Source organism: Paenibacillus sp. FSL H3-0286, assembly GCF_045040705.1.
Classification (GTDB): domain Bacteria; phylum Bacillota; class Bacilli; order Paenibacillales; family Paenibacillaceae; genus Paenibacillus_AQ; species Paenibacillus_AQ odorifer.
Genome location: NZ_CP150285.1, coordinates 2,173,695 through 2,189,833, shown reverse-complemented (window position 1 = coordinate 2,189,833; position 16,139 = coordinate 2,173,695). Strand labels below are relative to the sequence as shown.

15 protein-coding genes and 1 riboswitch are annotated in these 16,139 nt (G+C 45.1%); of the genes, 3 read left to right on the top strand and 12 right to left on the bottom strand.

Annotation, left to right across the window (positions count from 1 at the left end; all coding sequences use genetic code 11):
• Positions 1-7: 7 nt before the first annotated feature.
• Both MHB37_RS09345 and MHB37_RS09340 read right to left on the bottom strand, forming a co-directional pair.
• Positions 8-394 (bottom strand): VOC family protein, encoded by a 387-nt coding sequence (locus tag MHB37_RS09345; protein WP_076124919.1) that lies wholly within the window; start codon positions 392-394, stop codon positions 8-10.
• A gap of 158 nt (positions 395-552) precedes the next feature.
• The gene (locus MHB37_RS09340; protein ID WP_076191426.1) at positions 553-2,112 is read right to left on the bottom strand and encodes a fumarate hydratase; all 1,560 of its coding nucleotides are present in this window, start codon (positions 2,110-2,112) and stop codon (positions 553-555) included.
• A gap of 102 nt (positions 2,113-2,214) precedes the next feature.
• On the opposite strand from MHB37_RS09340, the gene yfbR reads away from it, so the two are divergent.
• Positions 2,215-2,820: a 5'-deoxynucleotidase gene (yfbR, locus tag MHB37_RS09335; RefSeq protein ID WP_081390510.1), complete on the top strand. Its 606-nt coding sequence runs from the start codon at positions 2,215-2,217 to the stop codon at positions 2,818-2,820.
• 81 nt (positions 2,821-2,901) lie between these two features.
• On the opposite strand, the gene thiH is transcribed toward yfbR, so the two are convergent.
• From thiH to MHB37_RS09305, 6 genes are all read right to left on the bottom strand, one after another.
• Positions 2,902-4,017, bottom strand: coding sequence for a 2-iminoacetate synthase ThiH (gene thiH / locus MHB37_RS09330; protein WP_076304385.1), 1,116 nt, complete (start codon positions 4,015-4,017; stop codon positions 2,902-2,904).
• A gap of 33 nt (positions 4,018-4,050) precedes the next feature.
• Complete coding sequence (locus MHB37_RS09325) at positions 4,051-4,818, bottom strand: thiazole synthase (protein WP_038569684.1); 768 nt, start codon at positions 4,816-4,818, stop codon at positions 4,051-4,053.
• A gap of 55 nt (positions 4,819-4,873) precedes the next feature.
• Positions 4,874-5,077 (bottom strand): sulfur carrier protein ThiS, encoded by a 204-nt coding sequence (thiS, locus tag MHB37_RS09320; RefSeq protein WP_038569682.1) that lies wholly within the window; start codon positions 5,075-5,077, stop codon positions 4,874-4,876.
• Positions 5,078-5,115: 38 nt separating this feature from the next.
• Positions 5,116-5,721 (bottom strand): thiamine phosphate synthase, encoded by a 606-nt coding sequence (locus tag MHB37_RS09315; protein WP_405169163.1) that lies wholly within the window; start codon positions 5,719-5,721, stop codon positions 5,116-5,118.
• Positions 5,722-5,834: 113 nt separating this feature from the next.
• A riboswitch (TPP riboswitch) is annotated at positions 5,835-5,936 on the bottom strand.
• An 87-nt stretch (positions 5,937-6,023) separates the two neighbouring features.
• Positions 6,024-6,896 (bottom strand): SDR family oxidoreductase, encoded by an 873-nt coding sequence (locus MHB37_RS09310; RefSeq protein ID WP_038569678.1) that lies wholly within the window; start codon positions 6,894-6,896, stop codon positions 6,024-6,026.
• Positions 6,897-7,133: 237 nt separating this feature from the next.
• Entirely contained in the window at positions 7,134-9,245 is a 2,112-nt protein-coding gene (locus MHB37_RS09305; RefSeq protein ID WP_405169162.1) for a GDSL-type esterase/lipase family protein, read from the bottom strand.
• A gap of 194 nt (positions 9,246-9,439) precedes the next feature.
• On the opposite strand from MHB37_RS09305, the gene MHB37_RS09300 reads away from it, so the two are divergent.
• On the top strand, positions 9,440-10,378 hold the full coding sequence (locus tag MHB37_RS09300) for an AraC family transcriptional regulator (protein WP_076281017.1): 939 nt from the start codon (positions 9,440-9,442) through the stop codon (positions 10,376-10,378).
• Positions 10,379-10,455: 77 nt separating this feature from the next.
• On the opposite strand, the gene MHB37_RS09295 is transcribed toward MHB37_RS09300, so the two are convergent.
• The 4 genes from MHB37_RS09295 to citZ form a co-directional block, all read right to left on the bottom strand.
• Positions 10,456-10,884, bottom strand: a complete 429-nt coding sequence (locus MHB37_RS09295; RefSeq protein WP_036678923.1) for a hypothetical protein — start codon at positions 10,882-10,884, stop codon at positions 10,456-10,458.
• 127 nt (positions 10,885-11,011) lie between these two features.
• Positions 11,012-11,953 (bottom strand): malate dehydrogenase, encoded by a 942-nt coding sequence (gene mdh / locus MHB37_RS09290; protein ID WP_076100099.1) that lies wholly within the window; start codon positions 11,951-11,953, stop codon positions 11,012-11,014.
• A gap of 80 nt (positions 11,954-12,033) precedes the next feature.
• Positions 12,034-13,329 carry an NADP-dependent isocitrate dehydrogenase gene (gene icd, locus MHB37_RS09285; protein ID WP_036678918.1) on the bottom strand — a complete coding sequence of 432 codons (1,296 nt, stop codon included), beginning with the start codon at positions 13,327-13,329 and terminating at the stop codon, positions 12,034-12,036.
• 147 nt (positions 13,330-13,476) lie between these two features.
• Complete coding sequence (gene citZ / locus MHB37_RS09280; RefSeq protein WP_036678915.1) at positions 13,477-14,589, bottom strand: citrate synthase; 1,113 nt, start codon at positions 14,587-14,589, stop codon at positions 13,477-13,479.
• 397 nt (positions 14,590-14,986) lie between these two features.
• Between citZ and ytvI the strand changes: the two genes are divergently transcribed.
• The gene (ytvI, locus tag MHB37_RS09275) at positions 14,987-16,102 is read left to right on the top strand and encodes a sporulation integral membrane protein YtvI (RefSeq protein WP_076124908.1); all 1,116 of its coding nucleotides are present in this window, start codon (positions 14,987-14,989) and stop codon (positions 16,100-16,102) included.
• The last annotated feature ends 37 nt before the right edge of the window (positions 16,103-16,139 follow it).

The following is a 16,139-nucleotide window of genomic DNA, read 5'->3' as shown; positions in this document are numbered from 1 at the left end:
CATGAGTTTATTCTGTACGGGTGGCAAGAAACCACTGATTACCCTGACGGTCTCTAACCCCTGCTCCTCTTTCTCCATAGGATTTATCCAGTGGTTCTTCAATAATAGAAGCCCCGGCATCCAGGCACTTGCGGTAGGTCTCATCAACATTTCTTACATAAAGATGAATGGCAAGCTGTACCGGTGAATACTTTTCATTCGCTTCGGAAATCTCAATGATGGAATCACCGATTCTGACCTCGGCATGCCTAATCCTTCCCTCATCATTTCGCAGCATATCAATAATTTTGGCATCAAAGCAGTGCACAACAAAATCTATCAATTGGTCTGCATCTTCCGCAATAAAATACGGCGTAACGTTAAGAAACCCATTTCTAATATAATGTGGTGCCATTCGTTGTCCTCCTTTAGACAGGCAAAAACGCCTTCGGCGTTCCTTAAGGATCATTTATAGTCTGGACATATAAATCCTTATAATTTGATTAAAACCCATGGAAAAGCCATTCAGAGAATCTGCCCTCCTCATGACTTATCCACCGGTTGTAACCCCATTTATTTAAACACTGGCTCCTTGAATTGAGTCAATTTAGCTGCAGAATCTTTTTCCACATCCGCATGCAGACTGTTGCCGTGAGCATCCATCGTCACAATCGCTGCAAAACCCTCCACATCGAGATGCCACATCGCCTCAGGAATACCAAATTCCATAAAATCAACAGCGTTGACCTTCTTAATACACTCAGCATAATACTGGGCGGCTCCACCAATCGCATTGAGGTATACCCCGCCGTGCTCCTGCAACGCTTTTAACGTTTTTGGACCCATACCACCTTTTCCGATGACTGCACGGATTCCAAATTTTTTGATGATATCGCCTTGATAAGGCTCTTCACGAATGCTCGTAGTTGGGCCCGCAGCTTTTACATGCCAGCCTTCCTCATCTTTCATCATCACAGGACCACAATGATAAATCACAGCCCCTTCCAGATCTACCGGAGACTCATGATCCATTAAATATTTGTGCAAAGCATCACGGCCTGTATGCATTTCACCGGATAAAATAACCACGTCTCCAACACGCAGACTACGGATATCCTCTTCACTTATCGGCGTTGTAAGACGTACTTCCCGCGACTCAGAGGCCGGGCTGTTAGCTCCCTCAGCAACTACTGCTTCAGATTCATGTGCCCCTTCATCATCTACAGATATCCCTGTACCACTCTCATACAACCAATCCTCTATATTGCCTGTGGATGGATCAACCAGCACCCCTTGGCGGCGGAAGGCCCAACAGTTATAAGCAACGGATACGAAAAAGCTAGCTGGCAGACGATTCATTACGCCAACCTTACAGCCCAGCAGCGATACTTCACCACCAAAGCCCATCGTGCCAATTCCAAGCTTGTTAGCATTCTCCATAATATAGTCTTCCAGCTTACTAAGGTCTTCTATTGGATTAACATCCTCCACTTTGCGGAACAGCTGCTTCTTAGCCAGCTCGTAGCCAGTCGTACGGTCACCGCCGATACCCACGCCAATAAAACCGGCACTACATCCTTGTCCCTGCGCCTGATATACCGCGTGTAAAATACATTTACGGATTCCGTCAAGATCCCGACCCGCTTTGCCGAGTCCTTCTAATTCTGCCGGGAGACTGTATTGAATATTTTTATTCTCGCAGCCTCCACCCTTCAGAATAAGTCTAACGTCTATTTTATCCTCTTCCCATTGTTCGAAATGAATGACTGGTGTGCCTGCACCCAAGTTATCTCCGCTATTCTCACCTGTTAATGAATCTACAGAATTGGGACGAAGTTTACCATTCTTGGTCGCTCGTACAATGGCATTATGAATATCTTTTTTCATCTCAATCTGATTGATTCCCACAGGGGTGTGAATGATAAATGTAGGCATTCCCGTATCCTGACAGATCGGAGACACTTGCTGCTCAGCCATTCCGATATTTTGCGCAATCGTGGTTAAAGCAAGACCGGACCGGGTAGCCCTGTCTTCCAGCGCGCGACCTTTTGCAACTGCCCGGCGTACATCTCCCGGCAAATTCGTGGAAGTTTCTACGATAAGGTTATAAATACTGTCTTCAAAATGCTGCATCTTCATTCAAGCTCCTCTCGGCAGTTCCAGGTTATCTAAAGTTTGATACAATTAGTATAATAATATCATACCTAGCACCGCATGAAAGGGGTTACTTTAAAATTGAGCTACCATTTTTCTGCCTATCTATATCGTCTTCAGTATATTCAGCGCTGGAGCTTGATGCGCAGCACCGCACCGGAGAACGTCGCTGAGCATTCTTTTCATGTTGCATTGCTCACACATATGCTCTGTTCCATCGGTAATGTTCATTTTGGACGTTCACTAAACGCGGAACGAGCAGCAACCATAGCTCTGTTCCATGATGCCAGCGAAGTGTTCACAGGTGACATCGCCACGCCGGTAAAATACAACAATCCTAGCTTGCTCACCAGCTTCCGCGAAATGGAGAAAGTTGCGGCTGATCGCTTAACTGGAATGATTCCATCAGAGCTGAAAAGCATCTACACTCAGCTTATACGACCGGAAGACAGCCCTCCCGATTCGGAGGACATTCTGCTGCACAGCTATGTGAAAGCCGCTGATCGGCTGGATGCTTATTTGAAATGCGTATGGGAAGTTGCTGCAGGAAACCGAGAATTTGCCGCCGCGAAGGAGCAGACAGCAGCAAAACTTCGTGGGCTTGACCTGCAGGAAGTGGATTATTTTCTGACTCATATGGCACCGAGTTTCGAAATGTCTCTCGATGAGCTCTCTGCCGGAAACTAAACACCCTCTATACAAAAAAAATGGACCTCCGCATGAATCTCGCAGGGGTCCATTAGTGATTAATAATTGATAATACAAGCGTTACGTTGTTGATTCGGTCAGGATATCCCAGTCTTTAAAAATGGGCTGCAAACCCTTCGTATATAGCATTTCCGTAATCTCCTGCACACTACGGCCATCGGATATTTCGAATTGCGGAGTTCCCCCTGCATTAGTGTGACCGCCCACCTCAGTAGTGACCCCGGCTGACATCTTAGTTATTCCTAGATGAATTAAATGATCGCGTAGAGAGGCAGGCTCTCGTGTAGATAAAGTAATGCCCGAACGGGGTAAAAATAACCGGTATGCCAAAATAATCTGCACTAGCGATCGGTCGGTAACATCACACTCCGGGTTAAATTCCCCTAAATAAGGCCGAAACCGCGGAGGTGACAGACTGATCTCGCAATCTGGATACCGATCCTGCAAATAGCGGGCATGCATGGCACTTTGGAATGCTTCTTGCCGCCAATCATACATCCCGAGCAACGTACCAATATTCACAGAACGAAAACCTGCCTGACAGCCGCGTTCAGGTGCATCCAGGCGATTCCGGTAGTTTCTTTTAGGCCCTTTAACATGCAGCTTTCTGTAAGTCTCCTGGTGGTACACCTCTTGGTATAGTGTTAATCCATCCACCCCTGCTTGAAGAAGCTCTTTATATTCTGCAGTTGATAGAGGATTTATCTCAATACTGACAGAGGAAAAAAATTCCCTGAGTACATCTACGCAATCCTTAATATATGAGACAGGATTCTCCCGGCGCGATTCACCAGTCAAAATGAGGATATGCCGCAGACCTGTAGCTGCAATCTTCTCAGCCTCCCTGCGAACCTCCTCCAAGGACAGCTTTTTGCGCGGAAAATCATAAATGGAGCTGAAGCTGCAGTAGGTACAATGATTCACACAAAAATCCGCAAGATACATCGGTGTGAACAGCTGCATCGAATAACCAAAATGTGCACGGGTCAGTCGCTGTGCAGCCAACGCCATCTCCTCTAGCAGCGGCGTTGCTGCCGGAGAGAGCAATGCCAGCAAATCATTTTCGTTCAGCTTGTCTTTTCCAAGCGCCCGCTTAACGTCATCCTCCCGGAACTCCTTCCACAGTTGCTCATAAGGATACTGCTCCAAGCGGGCCAGTGTGTCAAAAAAGCTCATGCTAATCTTCCCTCCTTTCGTGACCTATCAAATTCAGTTCAAAAATCCAGTCAACGGTGACGAAGCAAAAGCAACTTCTTCTACAGGACCGAGTCCTGCCAAATAAGCTTTGCGGCCAGCGGATATCGCCTCGCGGAACGCTTCCGCCATGACGAGCGGATTACGTGCCGTTGCAATAGCCGTATTAAGCAGAACAGCAGCGGCCCCCATCTCCATTGCTTCCGCCGCTTCCGAGGGCTTGCCAATCCCGGCGTCTACAATAATCGGCAAATTCACTTCTTCAATAAGAATACGCACAAGCTCCTTAGTGCGCAGGCCGCGATTCGTCCCGATCGGCGCACCAAGCGGCATCACAGCAGCAGCACCGGCATCTCTCAGACGTAAAGCAGCCGAAAGGTCCGGACTCATATATGGCAATACTACAAAACCCTCCGCTGCTAAAATCTCTGTAGCTCGTATGGTCTCCAGATTATCTGGAAGCAGGTATTTCTGATCATTGATCACTTCGATCTTGACCCAGTTCCCCAGTCCCGCAGCTCTTGCTAATCTTGCAATACGGACTGCCTCTTCCGCTGTACGCGCTCCTGAGGTATTAGGCAGAAGAGTCATGTGGCCGGGAATGTGGTTCATGATATTTTCTGCTCCACCTTGCGGGTCCACTCGGCGAAGCGCTACAGTAATCACCTGAGAACCAGAGCTTGCGATCACTTCGGGGATCAACGTATTCCGGCTATATTTTCCGGTTCCGATAAATAATCTACTGGTTAATTCGATGCCGCCAATATGTAACGGGTCATGCATGAAATTACCTCCCTTTGGTTCGTATAAATTTCTCAAAATTCTATACCGCTCCATCTCAACCCCCACCAACAAAGTGCACCAGTTCCAAACGATCATCCTCGCTCAGAGCAGTACTTTCATAATTCTCCTTACTGACAATTTCTCCATTCAGCTCAATGATCATCAGACGACCCGACCACTCAGGAAGACTGATCAAATCAGCTATAGTTTGAATACCACCAGAACACTCTGCGGATTTCCCGTTAATCAACAGCTTCATTCTGAATCACCCCCTTCGCCCATGCTGTTACCTCCAGGCTATGAATGAACCGCCTTATGAATAGCTTTGGCGGCCTCATAAGGATCATCCGCTCCGCAAATACCGGACATCACAGCAACTCCTGCCGCACCTTTCCTGATGATCTGCGCCGCATTAGCGGGGCTAATTCCGCCAATCGCAATTACAGGAATAGAGCTGGTCTTCACCGTTTCTGCAAGCAGCTCTAACCCACGTGCGGGCAGCCCTAACTTGCTATCCGAGGGAAATACATGACCAAACAAGCAATAATCAGCTCCCTGCTCTGAGGCATTCGCCGCTTCTTCCGGAGAATGAACCGATCTCCCCAGCCGAAGCTGAGGTGCAATTCGCCGGGCTGTAACCGGACTCAGACTGTGCCAAGCCAACTGAACCCCCGCGGCACCAGCTGCCAATGCTACATCTATCCGGTCGTTGATTATCAGTTTGGTAGCGGGCATACCGGCAGCCAACAGCTGCTGTGCCGCAGCGAGCAGTTCGCATGCAGGACATTGCTTATCTCTCAGGTGAATATAATCGACCCATGTCTGCACCGTGCCAGCTAGTTCAACAAAATGTCTCAGTTGTAGCTTGCCGTCTGATATTAGATGGATCTCAGCTTGCAACATCACGATCTCCTCTCTCACTTCCCTGTAGGTCAGTAAAAAACAAAAAAACTGCCCCCCGTAAGGAAGGCAGTCAGAATCTGTATATAGACGGCACTACAAATAGCCCGACAACAGAAATTCGTTCTCCACTTCCCTACGCTGGTCTTAACCAGATCAGGTTCAAAGGGTCCGGAAATCCATTCCGTCTCAGCCAATCGGCACCCCTAGTGACATAAATATACAATTTTAAAATGCTAACGTGGTTTATAGTAACATATTTTTTTATTGAAATACACCCATTTATTCACATTAGCTGTACTGATCTAACCGTTTACTACCTCGCCACCATTTACATGAATAACCTGTCCAGTCACATAACTGGAATCGTCAGAGGCCAGATATACATAGGCTGGTGCCAGCTCTTCTGGTTGTCCAGGCCGTTTCATAGGCTGTGTACCTCCAAACTCGCTAACCTGTTTTGCATCAAAGGTAGAGGGAATCAGCGGTGTCCAGATTGGACCTGGTGCAACACCGTTTACCCGTATGCCCTTCTCTGCCAGATTCGTGGACAAGGATCGTGTGAAGCTAAGAATAGCTCCTTTAGTTGATGAATAGTCCAGCAGCTGCGGGCTTCCGCGATAAGCGGTAATTGAAGTTGTATTTATAATTGTAGATCCTGCTTTTAAATGAGGCATAGCTGCTTTTGTTAAATAGAACATCGCAAATATATTCGTACGGAAAGTACGCTCAAGCTGCTCGGAAGTAATATCCTCGATCTTAGCTTGCGGATGTTGCTCTGCCGCGTTATTGATGAGAATATCAAGCTTTCCTAAGCCCTCCACCGTCTGTTTAATAAGATCCTTACAGAATTTCTCGTCACCGATATCACCTGGAATTAGGATACATTTGCGGCCTTCCTGCTCGACCTGACGTTTAGTTTCCTCTGCATCTGAGTGTTCATTAAGATATGAAATGACCACATCAGCGCCTTCTTTAGCAAAAAGCACAGCAACTGCACGCCCAATTCCGCTGTCTCCACCGGTAATTAACGCCGCCTTGTCTTGCAGTTTACCTGCTGCTTTATAATTTGCCGGCTCGTATTTGGGCAGCGGTGTCATTTCACTCTCAATCCCTGGCTGATGATGCTGCTCCTGTGGGGGTAAGGTTTTTGTAGCTTGTTTATTGTTGCCTGACATCTTCCCTATCTCCTCTCGTTAAGCAAATTGATAGTTAACTGATCGTCTTAGGATGGCACAACTATGCACGTTTATACGCTGGGTTTGTCATTTTCTTAAATCGCTTTACGAATCTTACTTACCACAATGAAAGTAGATATAAACAACCGTGAGAGATATACTGCTGTAAGTGGAGAGGAATTCACTGCATACAAATAGACACAGCATCGCTGCTGTGCCTTGAATTGTTCACCCTAACTATTTTAGAGAAGAAACATGATTTTCTGCATTCACTTCATGTTCCAGCACCCACATAAAGTACAGAGCTTTGGCCGCTTTCTCCCGGGTCACTATAGCTTTAGGTTCTAGTTCTGTCCCATTGACCATTTCGCCTCTGGCAATCCCCACTTCAGATCTAATGAGTCCTAATTCATATGCACTTTTCACTTTTGAAATTAAATAAGGAGAAATGTCCGCTGTATCAACAAGCTGCGTCCAGGATACAAGAGGATAGTACATCGCACCCCTAGCTCCTGGCTCCAGATTCGAATCATAGCCAGGAGCTCCTGGCACTACTGCTGTGCCGTTATAATCAGTCATGTACTTAGGTTTATTAGCAAACTTTATTTGGTAAACGTCATAGAGAATAGCACCCATCGTTTCACGTGACAGCTTACCTTTCGGATAATAGGCAAGATCTGATCTTTCCACTTTCATTAACTTAGAAATACTGCGTGTGAATTCAGCAACTGTCATCTCCGTATCCGGATTAAAATTCCCTTGACGGTCTTTGTCCATTACTCCCAGCTGGATTAATTTTTCAATTTGATTACGGTAATATGCAGCTTCCCCAGTCGTCGTATCATTCGTTATTTCCGGAAAAATCTTACCCCAGTTCCCTGTTAGTGCCGCATGCTTAACGTTCCCTTTAAGGTAAGGAGTAATGGAGGCAGCAGTAGAATCGCCAGTAGCACCTTTCTTTACAAGCTCCGTGACAATCATCCGTGAAAATTGTTTGGAGAGCGCTTCTTTAAAATGAGTCCCATCGACTTTCTTTGAAGGATGCCCGTTAGCGTAACTTCCGTCATTTGTTTTGCCTGGCGTTTCTCCGGCTTCAATTGACATGAAGAGGGATGTTATTGCTTCTACACCGATCTCGTTATAATATTTCAGACTTTCCGAGTTAAGGTCAATAAGTGTAACTCCAGATTCATCTGCGACCCGTTTAAGAATATCTACAAACTTTCTTGATTTAAAAGAATTTTCATAGATATATCCCGGACTTGCATTCCCTTTAATTCTGGACATTGGGGTTACCAGTACTGGTATCATGCCCCGGGCTTGAATCGCAGGGAGATAAACTTCTTTAAGATAATTTTCATACATTGCTTCTGTCGAACCTCTGCCGTAACGTCTGAACTCATCTGCGCTCTCATCATTGTGTCCGAATTGAATAAACACATAATCCCCAATGCTGCCATTCAGTAAAATGTCGTTCAGTCGACCTTCTGTATAGGCATTTTTAAACGAGCGTCCTCCCATGGAATAGTTAGTTACACTCAATTTATGTTGATTAAACATACTGCCAATAATCTGGCCCCAACCACTCATTGGTGCTTCGTCGAAGGTGTAGGACTTGACCGTGGAATCTCCAAGTATAAATAAATTCGGAAGAGCACCAACTGCTCTATGCTGTGGCAAAATCGGTTCCAGTATGATCTCCTCAATCCCCACAGCTGTGTTCACTTTGTTCGGTTCGATCTCAATATCTATATGGTCACGGCCGTTTACATACGTATAAGTCCACTCTTTCCCTTTGGCTACAGCCGTATGCTTGACGGGTACAAGCTTTGCAGCGTCCCAATGTCCACTTTTCAACAAGCGGCTGGTCTGCATTCCGGATACTGACACGATCCCATCCTCTGCGTCAGAAGTCGTTTTTACATATACGTTGTAGGTTCCAGGGGGAGCATCCATTCGAAACGCCATTCCGTAGTTGTTATAATTATCTTTCTCAGATTTAGGTTCAGCAAAAAAAATAGGTTCTGTGATGAAAAAACCTGTTCCATCGGATGTAATTGAGTCGGTGTGCACTTCTCTGGCGGGTAAAGCGTTGGTCTCTTGTACAAAACCATAACCTAAAGATGAGTCATACAATTGTGCACCGCGATTAGGATCATACCTAACGGATTGATATCCTGTTTTAACTTGGTTTGTAAAATTGAACTTGTATACGCTTGCAATTTGGGTTGGAGGTTGCCTCTCTGCCCCATCTTTTAATAGGGATGCCTCTGTTTTACCGTGAGTAAGAGTCAATGAAGCCATAAGTAAAGAAGATAAGATTAGTATATTCCTACACAGCTTTCCCACTTCATTACACTTCCTTCCGTTTCTCGAAATACTTACCTAGGTCCCTCCATTATCCCTGTTCTCTAAAGTGATTCAAATGATGATTTCATTCTTTTTTTTGACCTTTTGTAACGAAAACCATGGAATGATCAACGGCTCACACTGCAAAATGGTCATATGTATAGGTATCCTTGATATAATTAAGAACATCCCTATTGATCCTAAGGAGGAGAACTCCTATCGCTTACAAAGTCAGCTTTCCGAACATTATAAGTACACTGCAGCTGATCGGTGTTCATTATCGTGTAGCAGAACCTGGGTGGACATACCCTGATCATCATCACAAAATCTTCGAACTATTGTATTGCTACGACGGCAACTCCCATCAATATGTAGAAGGAAGCTCCATTGCCTTTGGTAAAGGAGATTGGTTAATTATTCCGCCTGGCTTACGTCATTATGTAGTTAATTCTGGCCTAAGCAACTATATCTACCTCTCCTTTCATTTCGATATTGACGATTTAAAGTTTCGTGATTGGTTTCAGTCTCAAGCTGTACAGAAATGGAATAACCAGCAAATGCAGCATTCGGGATTAAATCACCAACTGGAACATTTGGATGAATTTATTAAGAACAATATTCTCGCCACGACGGCCTCCACTGGATTTCCCGAGGAAATTGAAGAAATGATCCTTGTAAAAGAAAGGCTTCGTTTGCAAGCGATCATCCTGATGATTTTGACTGAACTCATTGATGTACAGCTCTCGAATTCGGAGAATTCCAACGCAGCGCGACAAGCAAACTCTTTGTACGAGGTGGAAACTGCTCATCAGATCGAAAAATATATTGCAGCCAATATTCATTTGCCGGAGCTCACGGTTAATTTGATTGCTGAGCAGCTTTGCTTAAGTCGGGTGCAGTGCCATAAGTTGTTTACAAAGGTATATAAGATATCTCCTAGGCAGTACATAACTAATCTAAGATTAAAGAAGTCAAAACATTTGCTGCTTCATACCGATTTAAAAATACAGATGATTTCTGAACAACTCGGGTTTGCTTCCCAGAGCCACTTCAGCCGACAATTCAAACGATGGACGGGTGTTTCTCCGTTAAATTACCGGCCGAAGTCTTATACGGATCCTATCAGGGATTAACGTTTTATGAAGATAAATTACCGGAACATACGAAAAACCCGCTCTCCATTACGGAGGCGGGTATAATTCGCTATAGATTAAACTATATCGTTAAACACCATGAAGAATACCATTAGTAGCAATGACACCGTAAGCAGTGCACTAAGTGTGCGCAATTTTCCAGTCTCTGCGCTAACGTCGCGGTTCTCACGAATTCCAGCTGCTGCAAGACGCAAAGGCTTGCTCATAATACCGCCAAGTGCAAACATCGCTAGCAATAACACAACAACAATAATCATCCACGCTACTGAATAATCACCTTTGGTCATCATATAACCGCCTGTAAGGAGTTGGATCACCAATCCATACTGCGCAAAACGATTAAATCCGGTTACTGCACTTAACGTTCCTTCTTTAGCCCCAGACGACAGTTTCTCTGCACGTCCTAGGATGAAGGGTAGCACAAGGTAGAAGCCAAGTGCCAAGGTTCCGATCATATGTAAGAAAAACAACACGTTCCAATCCATAACATATCTCCTCCGATTTAACTGTGATAATAGTTACATTTAATTATACCCATTATTGCTTGAGAAGAAAAGGAAACCCCCATTTTAAGTGAACAAAATGGGGGTTTCTTCATACCTCTGTCACAATCTATACAGTTAGCACAGCTGTTACGCTACGCACGGATTCAGCAGACTTATCTAAAGCCGCTTTTTCCTCAGCTGTAAGCTCGAGTTCAAAAATTTTCTCAATACCATTGGCACCAAGTAACGCCGGAACACCCATGAACAGGTTATCGTAGCCATATTCTCCTTCGAGCAAAGCGATAACCGGAATGATCCGTTTTTTGTCCTTCAAGATAGCTTCCGCCATCTGAACTAAAGAAGCCGCTGGTGCATAATAAGCACTACCATTTCCTAAGAGGTTAACAATCTCTCCGCCACCTACACGTGTACGTTGCACAATCTCATCAATACGCTCCGCAGATATCAATGTATCAATTGGAATGCCACCGACACTGGAATACCTTACGAGCGGTACCATATCATCGCCGTGTCCGCCTAATACGAAACCACGTACATCTTCAACAGATACCTTCAGCTCTTGTGCAATAAACGTGTTATAACGGGCTGTATCCAGCACTCCGGATTGTCCAATTACGCGACTCTTCGGAAAACCCAGCGCATTAAATGCCGCATAGGTCATAGCGTCAACTGGATTGCTCAGAATGATTACAATGGAATCTGGTGCTACACGTTTTATGTTCTCGCATACCGACTTCACAATACCTGCATTGGTGTTCACGAGATCATCGCGACTCATTCCAGGTTTACGGGCAATCCCTGCAGTGATGATTACAATATCTGAATCCGCAGCATCTTCATAGCTTGAGGTTCCTGTAATTTGACTGTCAAATTTCTGTACAGGACCTGCTTCCAGCATATCTAGTGCCTTCCCCTTGGTTGTGTTCTCCATTTGTGGGATATCAAGCAGCACAACGTCACCAAGCTCCTTTTGAGCAAGCATAAGAGCTGTAGTAGCCCCAGTAAAACCGGCACCTACAACTGTAATTTTATAACGTTTGATTGCCAAGGATTCTCCTCCTAGAACGGTGTCGGTATAGCTTGTATTAGCTAAACTTCAATATATTCAGTTGGTTGAGCCAGCCTATCTTAGAGGTGATTAATAATCTCGTCGGCAAATGCAGAGCATTTCAGTTCAGTTGCGCCTTCCATCAGGCGGGCAAAGTCATAAGTCACGGTTTTGTTATTAATAGCTGTTTCCATACCTTTATAAATCAGATCTGCTGCTTCCTGCCAACCCAGATGCTCCAGCAACATTACGCCGGACAGAATCACGGAACCAGGGTTCACAACATCTTTGTCTGCATATTTAGGTGCGGTGCCATGAGTGGCTTCAAAAATCGCATGTCCAGAAATATAGTTAATGTTCGCTCCAGGAGCGATACCGATACCGCCGATTTGCGCAGCAAGCGCGTCAGACAGGTAATCCCCATTCAGGTTCAAGGTAGCAATAACATCAAAATCAGTCGGACGAGTCAGAACTTGTTGCAATGCGATATCCGCAATGGCATCCTTGATGATAATTTTGCCCGCAGCTTCAGCATCCTTCTGAGCAGCATTGGCAGCAGCTTCACCTTCACGTTCTTTAATCACATCGTATTGATTCCAAGTGAAGACCTTATCTCCGAACTCTTGCTCAGCAACTTCATAACCCCAGTTTTTGAAGGCACCTTCAGTGAACTTCATGATGTTTCCTTTGTGCACAAGCGTTACGCTCTTGCGTCCGTGTTTGATCGCATATTCAATAGCAGCACGCACTAAACGTTTCGAACCTTCGGAGGATACTGGTTTGATACCAATACCAGAAGTTTCAGGGAAACGGATTTTGTTAACTCCCATCTCTTTTTGCAGGAATTCGATGACTTTCTTCACTTCAGCAGAACCTTCTTGATATTCAATCCCTGCATAAATATCCTCCGTATTCTCACGGAAAATAACCATATCCACCAGCTCAGGACGTTTAACAGGAGAAGGAACCCCTTCGAAATAACGAACTGGACGCAGACATACGTACAAATCCAACTCTTGACGCAAAGCTACGTTCAATGAACGAATACCGCCTCCGATTGGAGTCGTAAGTGGACCTTTAATAGCTACAAAATATTCACGGATTGCCTCCAAAGTATCATTTGGCAGCCATTCGCCATATGTATTGAAGGCTTTTTCGCCAGCAAAAACTTCATACCAAGCGATTTGCTTTGTGCCGCCATAAGCTTTAGTTACTGCTGCATCAAGTACGCGTTTGGAAGCCTTCCAAATATCACGGCCTGTGCCGTCACCCTCGATAAAAGGAATGATTGGATGATTAGGAACCTGCAGTTTACCATCTTTAATTGTGATTTGTTCGCCTTCTGTTGGCAGATCGAATTTTTCTAGTTTCAACATTTGAGTGTATTCCTCCTAAAGTTTTGTGGGATTTAATTTCTCATGGACAAGCCTCGAACAAAACTCTCTACGTATGAATATGCATTATTGCATATATTCTAGGGTTCATTCTACTAAACTTTAGGAGCAGCCCGCAAGGCTGCCCTTCTATCTTTCGTCTACTGGAACGTATTTCTGTTCAATCATACCTGTGTATTCTGCACGTGGCCGGATAATACGGTTATCTGTATATTGCTCCAGAATATGTGCAGTCCAGCCTGAAGTCCGGCTAATTGCAAAGATAGGAGTGAACAGCTCACGTTCAATACCCAGCTGTGTATAAACTGATGCCGAATAGAAATCAACATTCGGTTTAAGTCCCTTTTGTCCGGTAATCAATTCCTCGATATTTACGGACATATCATACAGCGTAGTATCATTTTTCATTGTGCCAAGTTCAAGTGACATTTTCATCAGGTGTTTAGCACGTGGATCACCATTTTTGTATACTCTATGGCCGAAGCCCATGATCTTCTCGCGGTTATCCAGCTTCTTACGAATATAAGGTTCAACCGCTTCCAAACTTCCGATCTCTTCAAGCATCTTCATAACGGCTTCATTCGCCCCACCGTGAAGTGGACCCTTTAGTGCGCCGATAGCGGAGGTCACGCCGGAATAAATATCGGACAAGGTTGCAACCGTAACTCTGCCTGCAAAAGTTGAAGCATTCAGCTCATGGTCCGCATGAAGCACAAGTGCGGTATCAAGCGCTTTAACAGATACACTGTCAGGCTCTTTTCCCCATAACATATACAGGAAGTTCTCGGCAATCGAGACGCCTTCTTTAGGAGCCACAGGTTCCAGACCTTTGCGAATACGCGATAGGGCCGCCACAACCGTCGGGAGCTGTGCCTGTAGTTTTACTGCTTTAATCTCGTTAGCTTCTCTGCTCATATCGTCAGCCGCTTCATCATAGAGAGCAAGGCTTGATACAGCAGTCCGCAATGCTGCCATGGTGTTGGTGTCTTTTGGATAGAGCTTCATTTGCTCGATGACTGGCTCAGGAATCCGTGCGAAAGCACTGAAATCCCGTTTGAGCGCTTCCAGCTCTGGTGTTGTTGGTAGACTGCCAAACCACAATAAATAAGCGGTTTCTTCGAAGGTAGCATTTTCTGCGAGATCATCAATATCATAACCACGGTAAGTGAGTACCCCATCCACAATAGAGCTAATGGATGAAGTTGTTGCAACGATACCTTCCAAGCCTTTGGTAGCTGTCATAGCATATCTCTCCTTTGCCAACAAGGTATAAAAAGCATTCTCGGTTTCATGTAAACATTTCCAATTTAAAGCATTGAAAAATCTAAGGAGTGCAGTTCAAGGACATATCCGGCGAGGATGTTGTCTGACTTTCGTAATCGAATCTTTATTCATCATACTGGATTTTGTCGGTTATGTGAACAATGTGGAAGCTTTGCAGCGCATCAAATGATTTTATCACAGAGATAGAAAAAAACTTCTAAACCCTTGATTCACAGTTGAGATTTTAGTTTATAGCATCCGGTTCAGCCCAATATTTATCCCGTTTCCTAGTCTTTAAATAGGTTCTATGAATATATATGAAGACGAGCTTTTATTCCCCTGCATCCGCAGGAATGAAGGAGGTGTAGATCTTCGTATGGACCGATTAGCATTAAAAAGACTGCTGCGCGGCCTGTGGGTCGTTCTGGCTACCTCTATCCTCCTGCTGGCAATCTATTTATTGCTTCCGCTGTTATACCCCCTCCTGCTCGCTTGGTTGCTCGCTTATATCATGCATCCACTAGTGTTGATTCTTAAAGGCCTTAAGCTCCCAGCGTGGCTGGCGGTGTCGCTCTCGCTGCTATTTTACATAGGCGGAACCGCACTAGTACTGACCGCGATGATTACAAGGCTAGTGAAAGAATTGATCGTGCTGCTGCAGACCTTTAATCTTCATACGGACCAATGGAGAGAGCTTCTGCTGTCCTTGAGCCAGAATGCAAGCATACAGAATATCATTAACCAGATAAATCAGTTCTACCGCGACAATCCTGACTATCACGCCACCATTGACAGCAATATCAGCAGAACAACGGAAACCGTTGGTTACGCAGTTACGCAAGTGGTGACCGGATTTTTTAATGTGATCTTAAAGCTGATCTCCGCTCTACCCAGTATGGGTACAATTCTTATCGTGGTCGTTCTCGCTGCCTTTTTTATTAGTACTAGCTGGGAAAGACATAATGCCAAACTCACAGGCTGGCTGCCAGCCCCATTCTTAAAGCCGGTATCGGGTATCTGGCGGGATCTGCGAAAAGCTCTCTTCGGCTATCTCCGGGCTCAGCTAATCCTGATCTCCATTACAGCGGTCATTGTAGTGATCGGGTTGCTGCTCTTGGGTGTAAAATCTGCTTTCGCTATTGGCTTAATGATTGGTTTTGTGGATCTGTTGCCTTATTTAGGGGTTGGAATCGTAATGATTCCGTGGGCGTTATACTCTTACATGACAGACAATCTGGCACTGGGGATCGGACTTACTATCCTATATGCCGTTATCCTTGTAACCCGCCAAGTGCTTGAGCCGAAAGTGCTCGCCAGCAGCATTGGGCTTGATCCCCTTGCTATGCTGGTCGGTATGTTTGCAGGTTTGCAGCTGTTCGGTATGCTTGGGCTGATCATCGGTCCCGTTATTCTAGTTATTCTTGTAGCCTTTAACCGAGCAGGTGTATTTCACGCATTACACAGCTATATTGTCAGCGGAAGACTAAGATAATAAACAATACCCTACAATTCTTGGAATAGCAAAACAG

Coding starts and splice junctions, on each gene's coding strand:
- MHB37_RS09315 (WP_405169163.1), bottom strand. CDS start 5,721: ATGTTGCAAGCTGAGATCCATCTAATATCAGACGGCAAGCTACAACTG.
- MHB37_RS09295 (WP_036678923.1), bottom strand. CDS start 10,884: ATGGATTGGAACGTGTTGTTTTTCTTACATATGATCGGAACCTTGGCA.
- thiH (WP_076304385.1), bottom strand. CDS start 4,017: ATGAGCTTTTTTGACACACTGGCCCGCTTGGAGCAGTATCCTTATGAG.
- MHB37_RS09310 (WP_038569678.1), bottom strand. CDS start 6,896: ATGTCAGGCAACAATAAACAAGCTACAAAAACCTTACCCCCACAGGAG.
- citZ (WP_036678915.1), bottom strand. CDS start 14,589: ATGACAGCTACCAAAGGCTTGGAAGGTATCGTTGCAACAACTTCATCC.
- icd (WP_036678918.1), bottom strand. CDS start 13,329: ATGTTGAAACTAGAAAAATTCGATCTGCCAACAGAAGGCGAACAAATC.
- MHB37_RS09345 (WP_076124919.1), bottom strand. CDS start 394: ATGGCACCACATTATATTAGAAATGGGTTTCTTAACGTTACGCCGTAT.
- MHB37_RS09325 (WP_038569684.1), bottom strand. CDS start 4,818: ATGCATGACCCGTTACATATTGGCGGCATCGAATTAACCAGTAGATTA.
- ytvI (WP_076124908.1), top strand. CDS start 14,987: ATGGACCGATTAGCATTAAAAAGACTGCTGCGCGGCCTGTGGGTCGTT.
- MHB37_RS09340 (WP_076191426.1), bottom strand. CDS start 2,112: ATGCAGCATTTTGAAGACAGTATTTATAACCTTATCGTAGAAACTTCC.
- thiS (WP_038569682.1), bottom strand. CDS start 5,077: ATGAAGCTGTTGATTAACGGGAAATCCGCAGAGTGTTCTGGTGGTATT.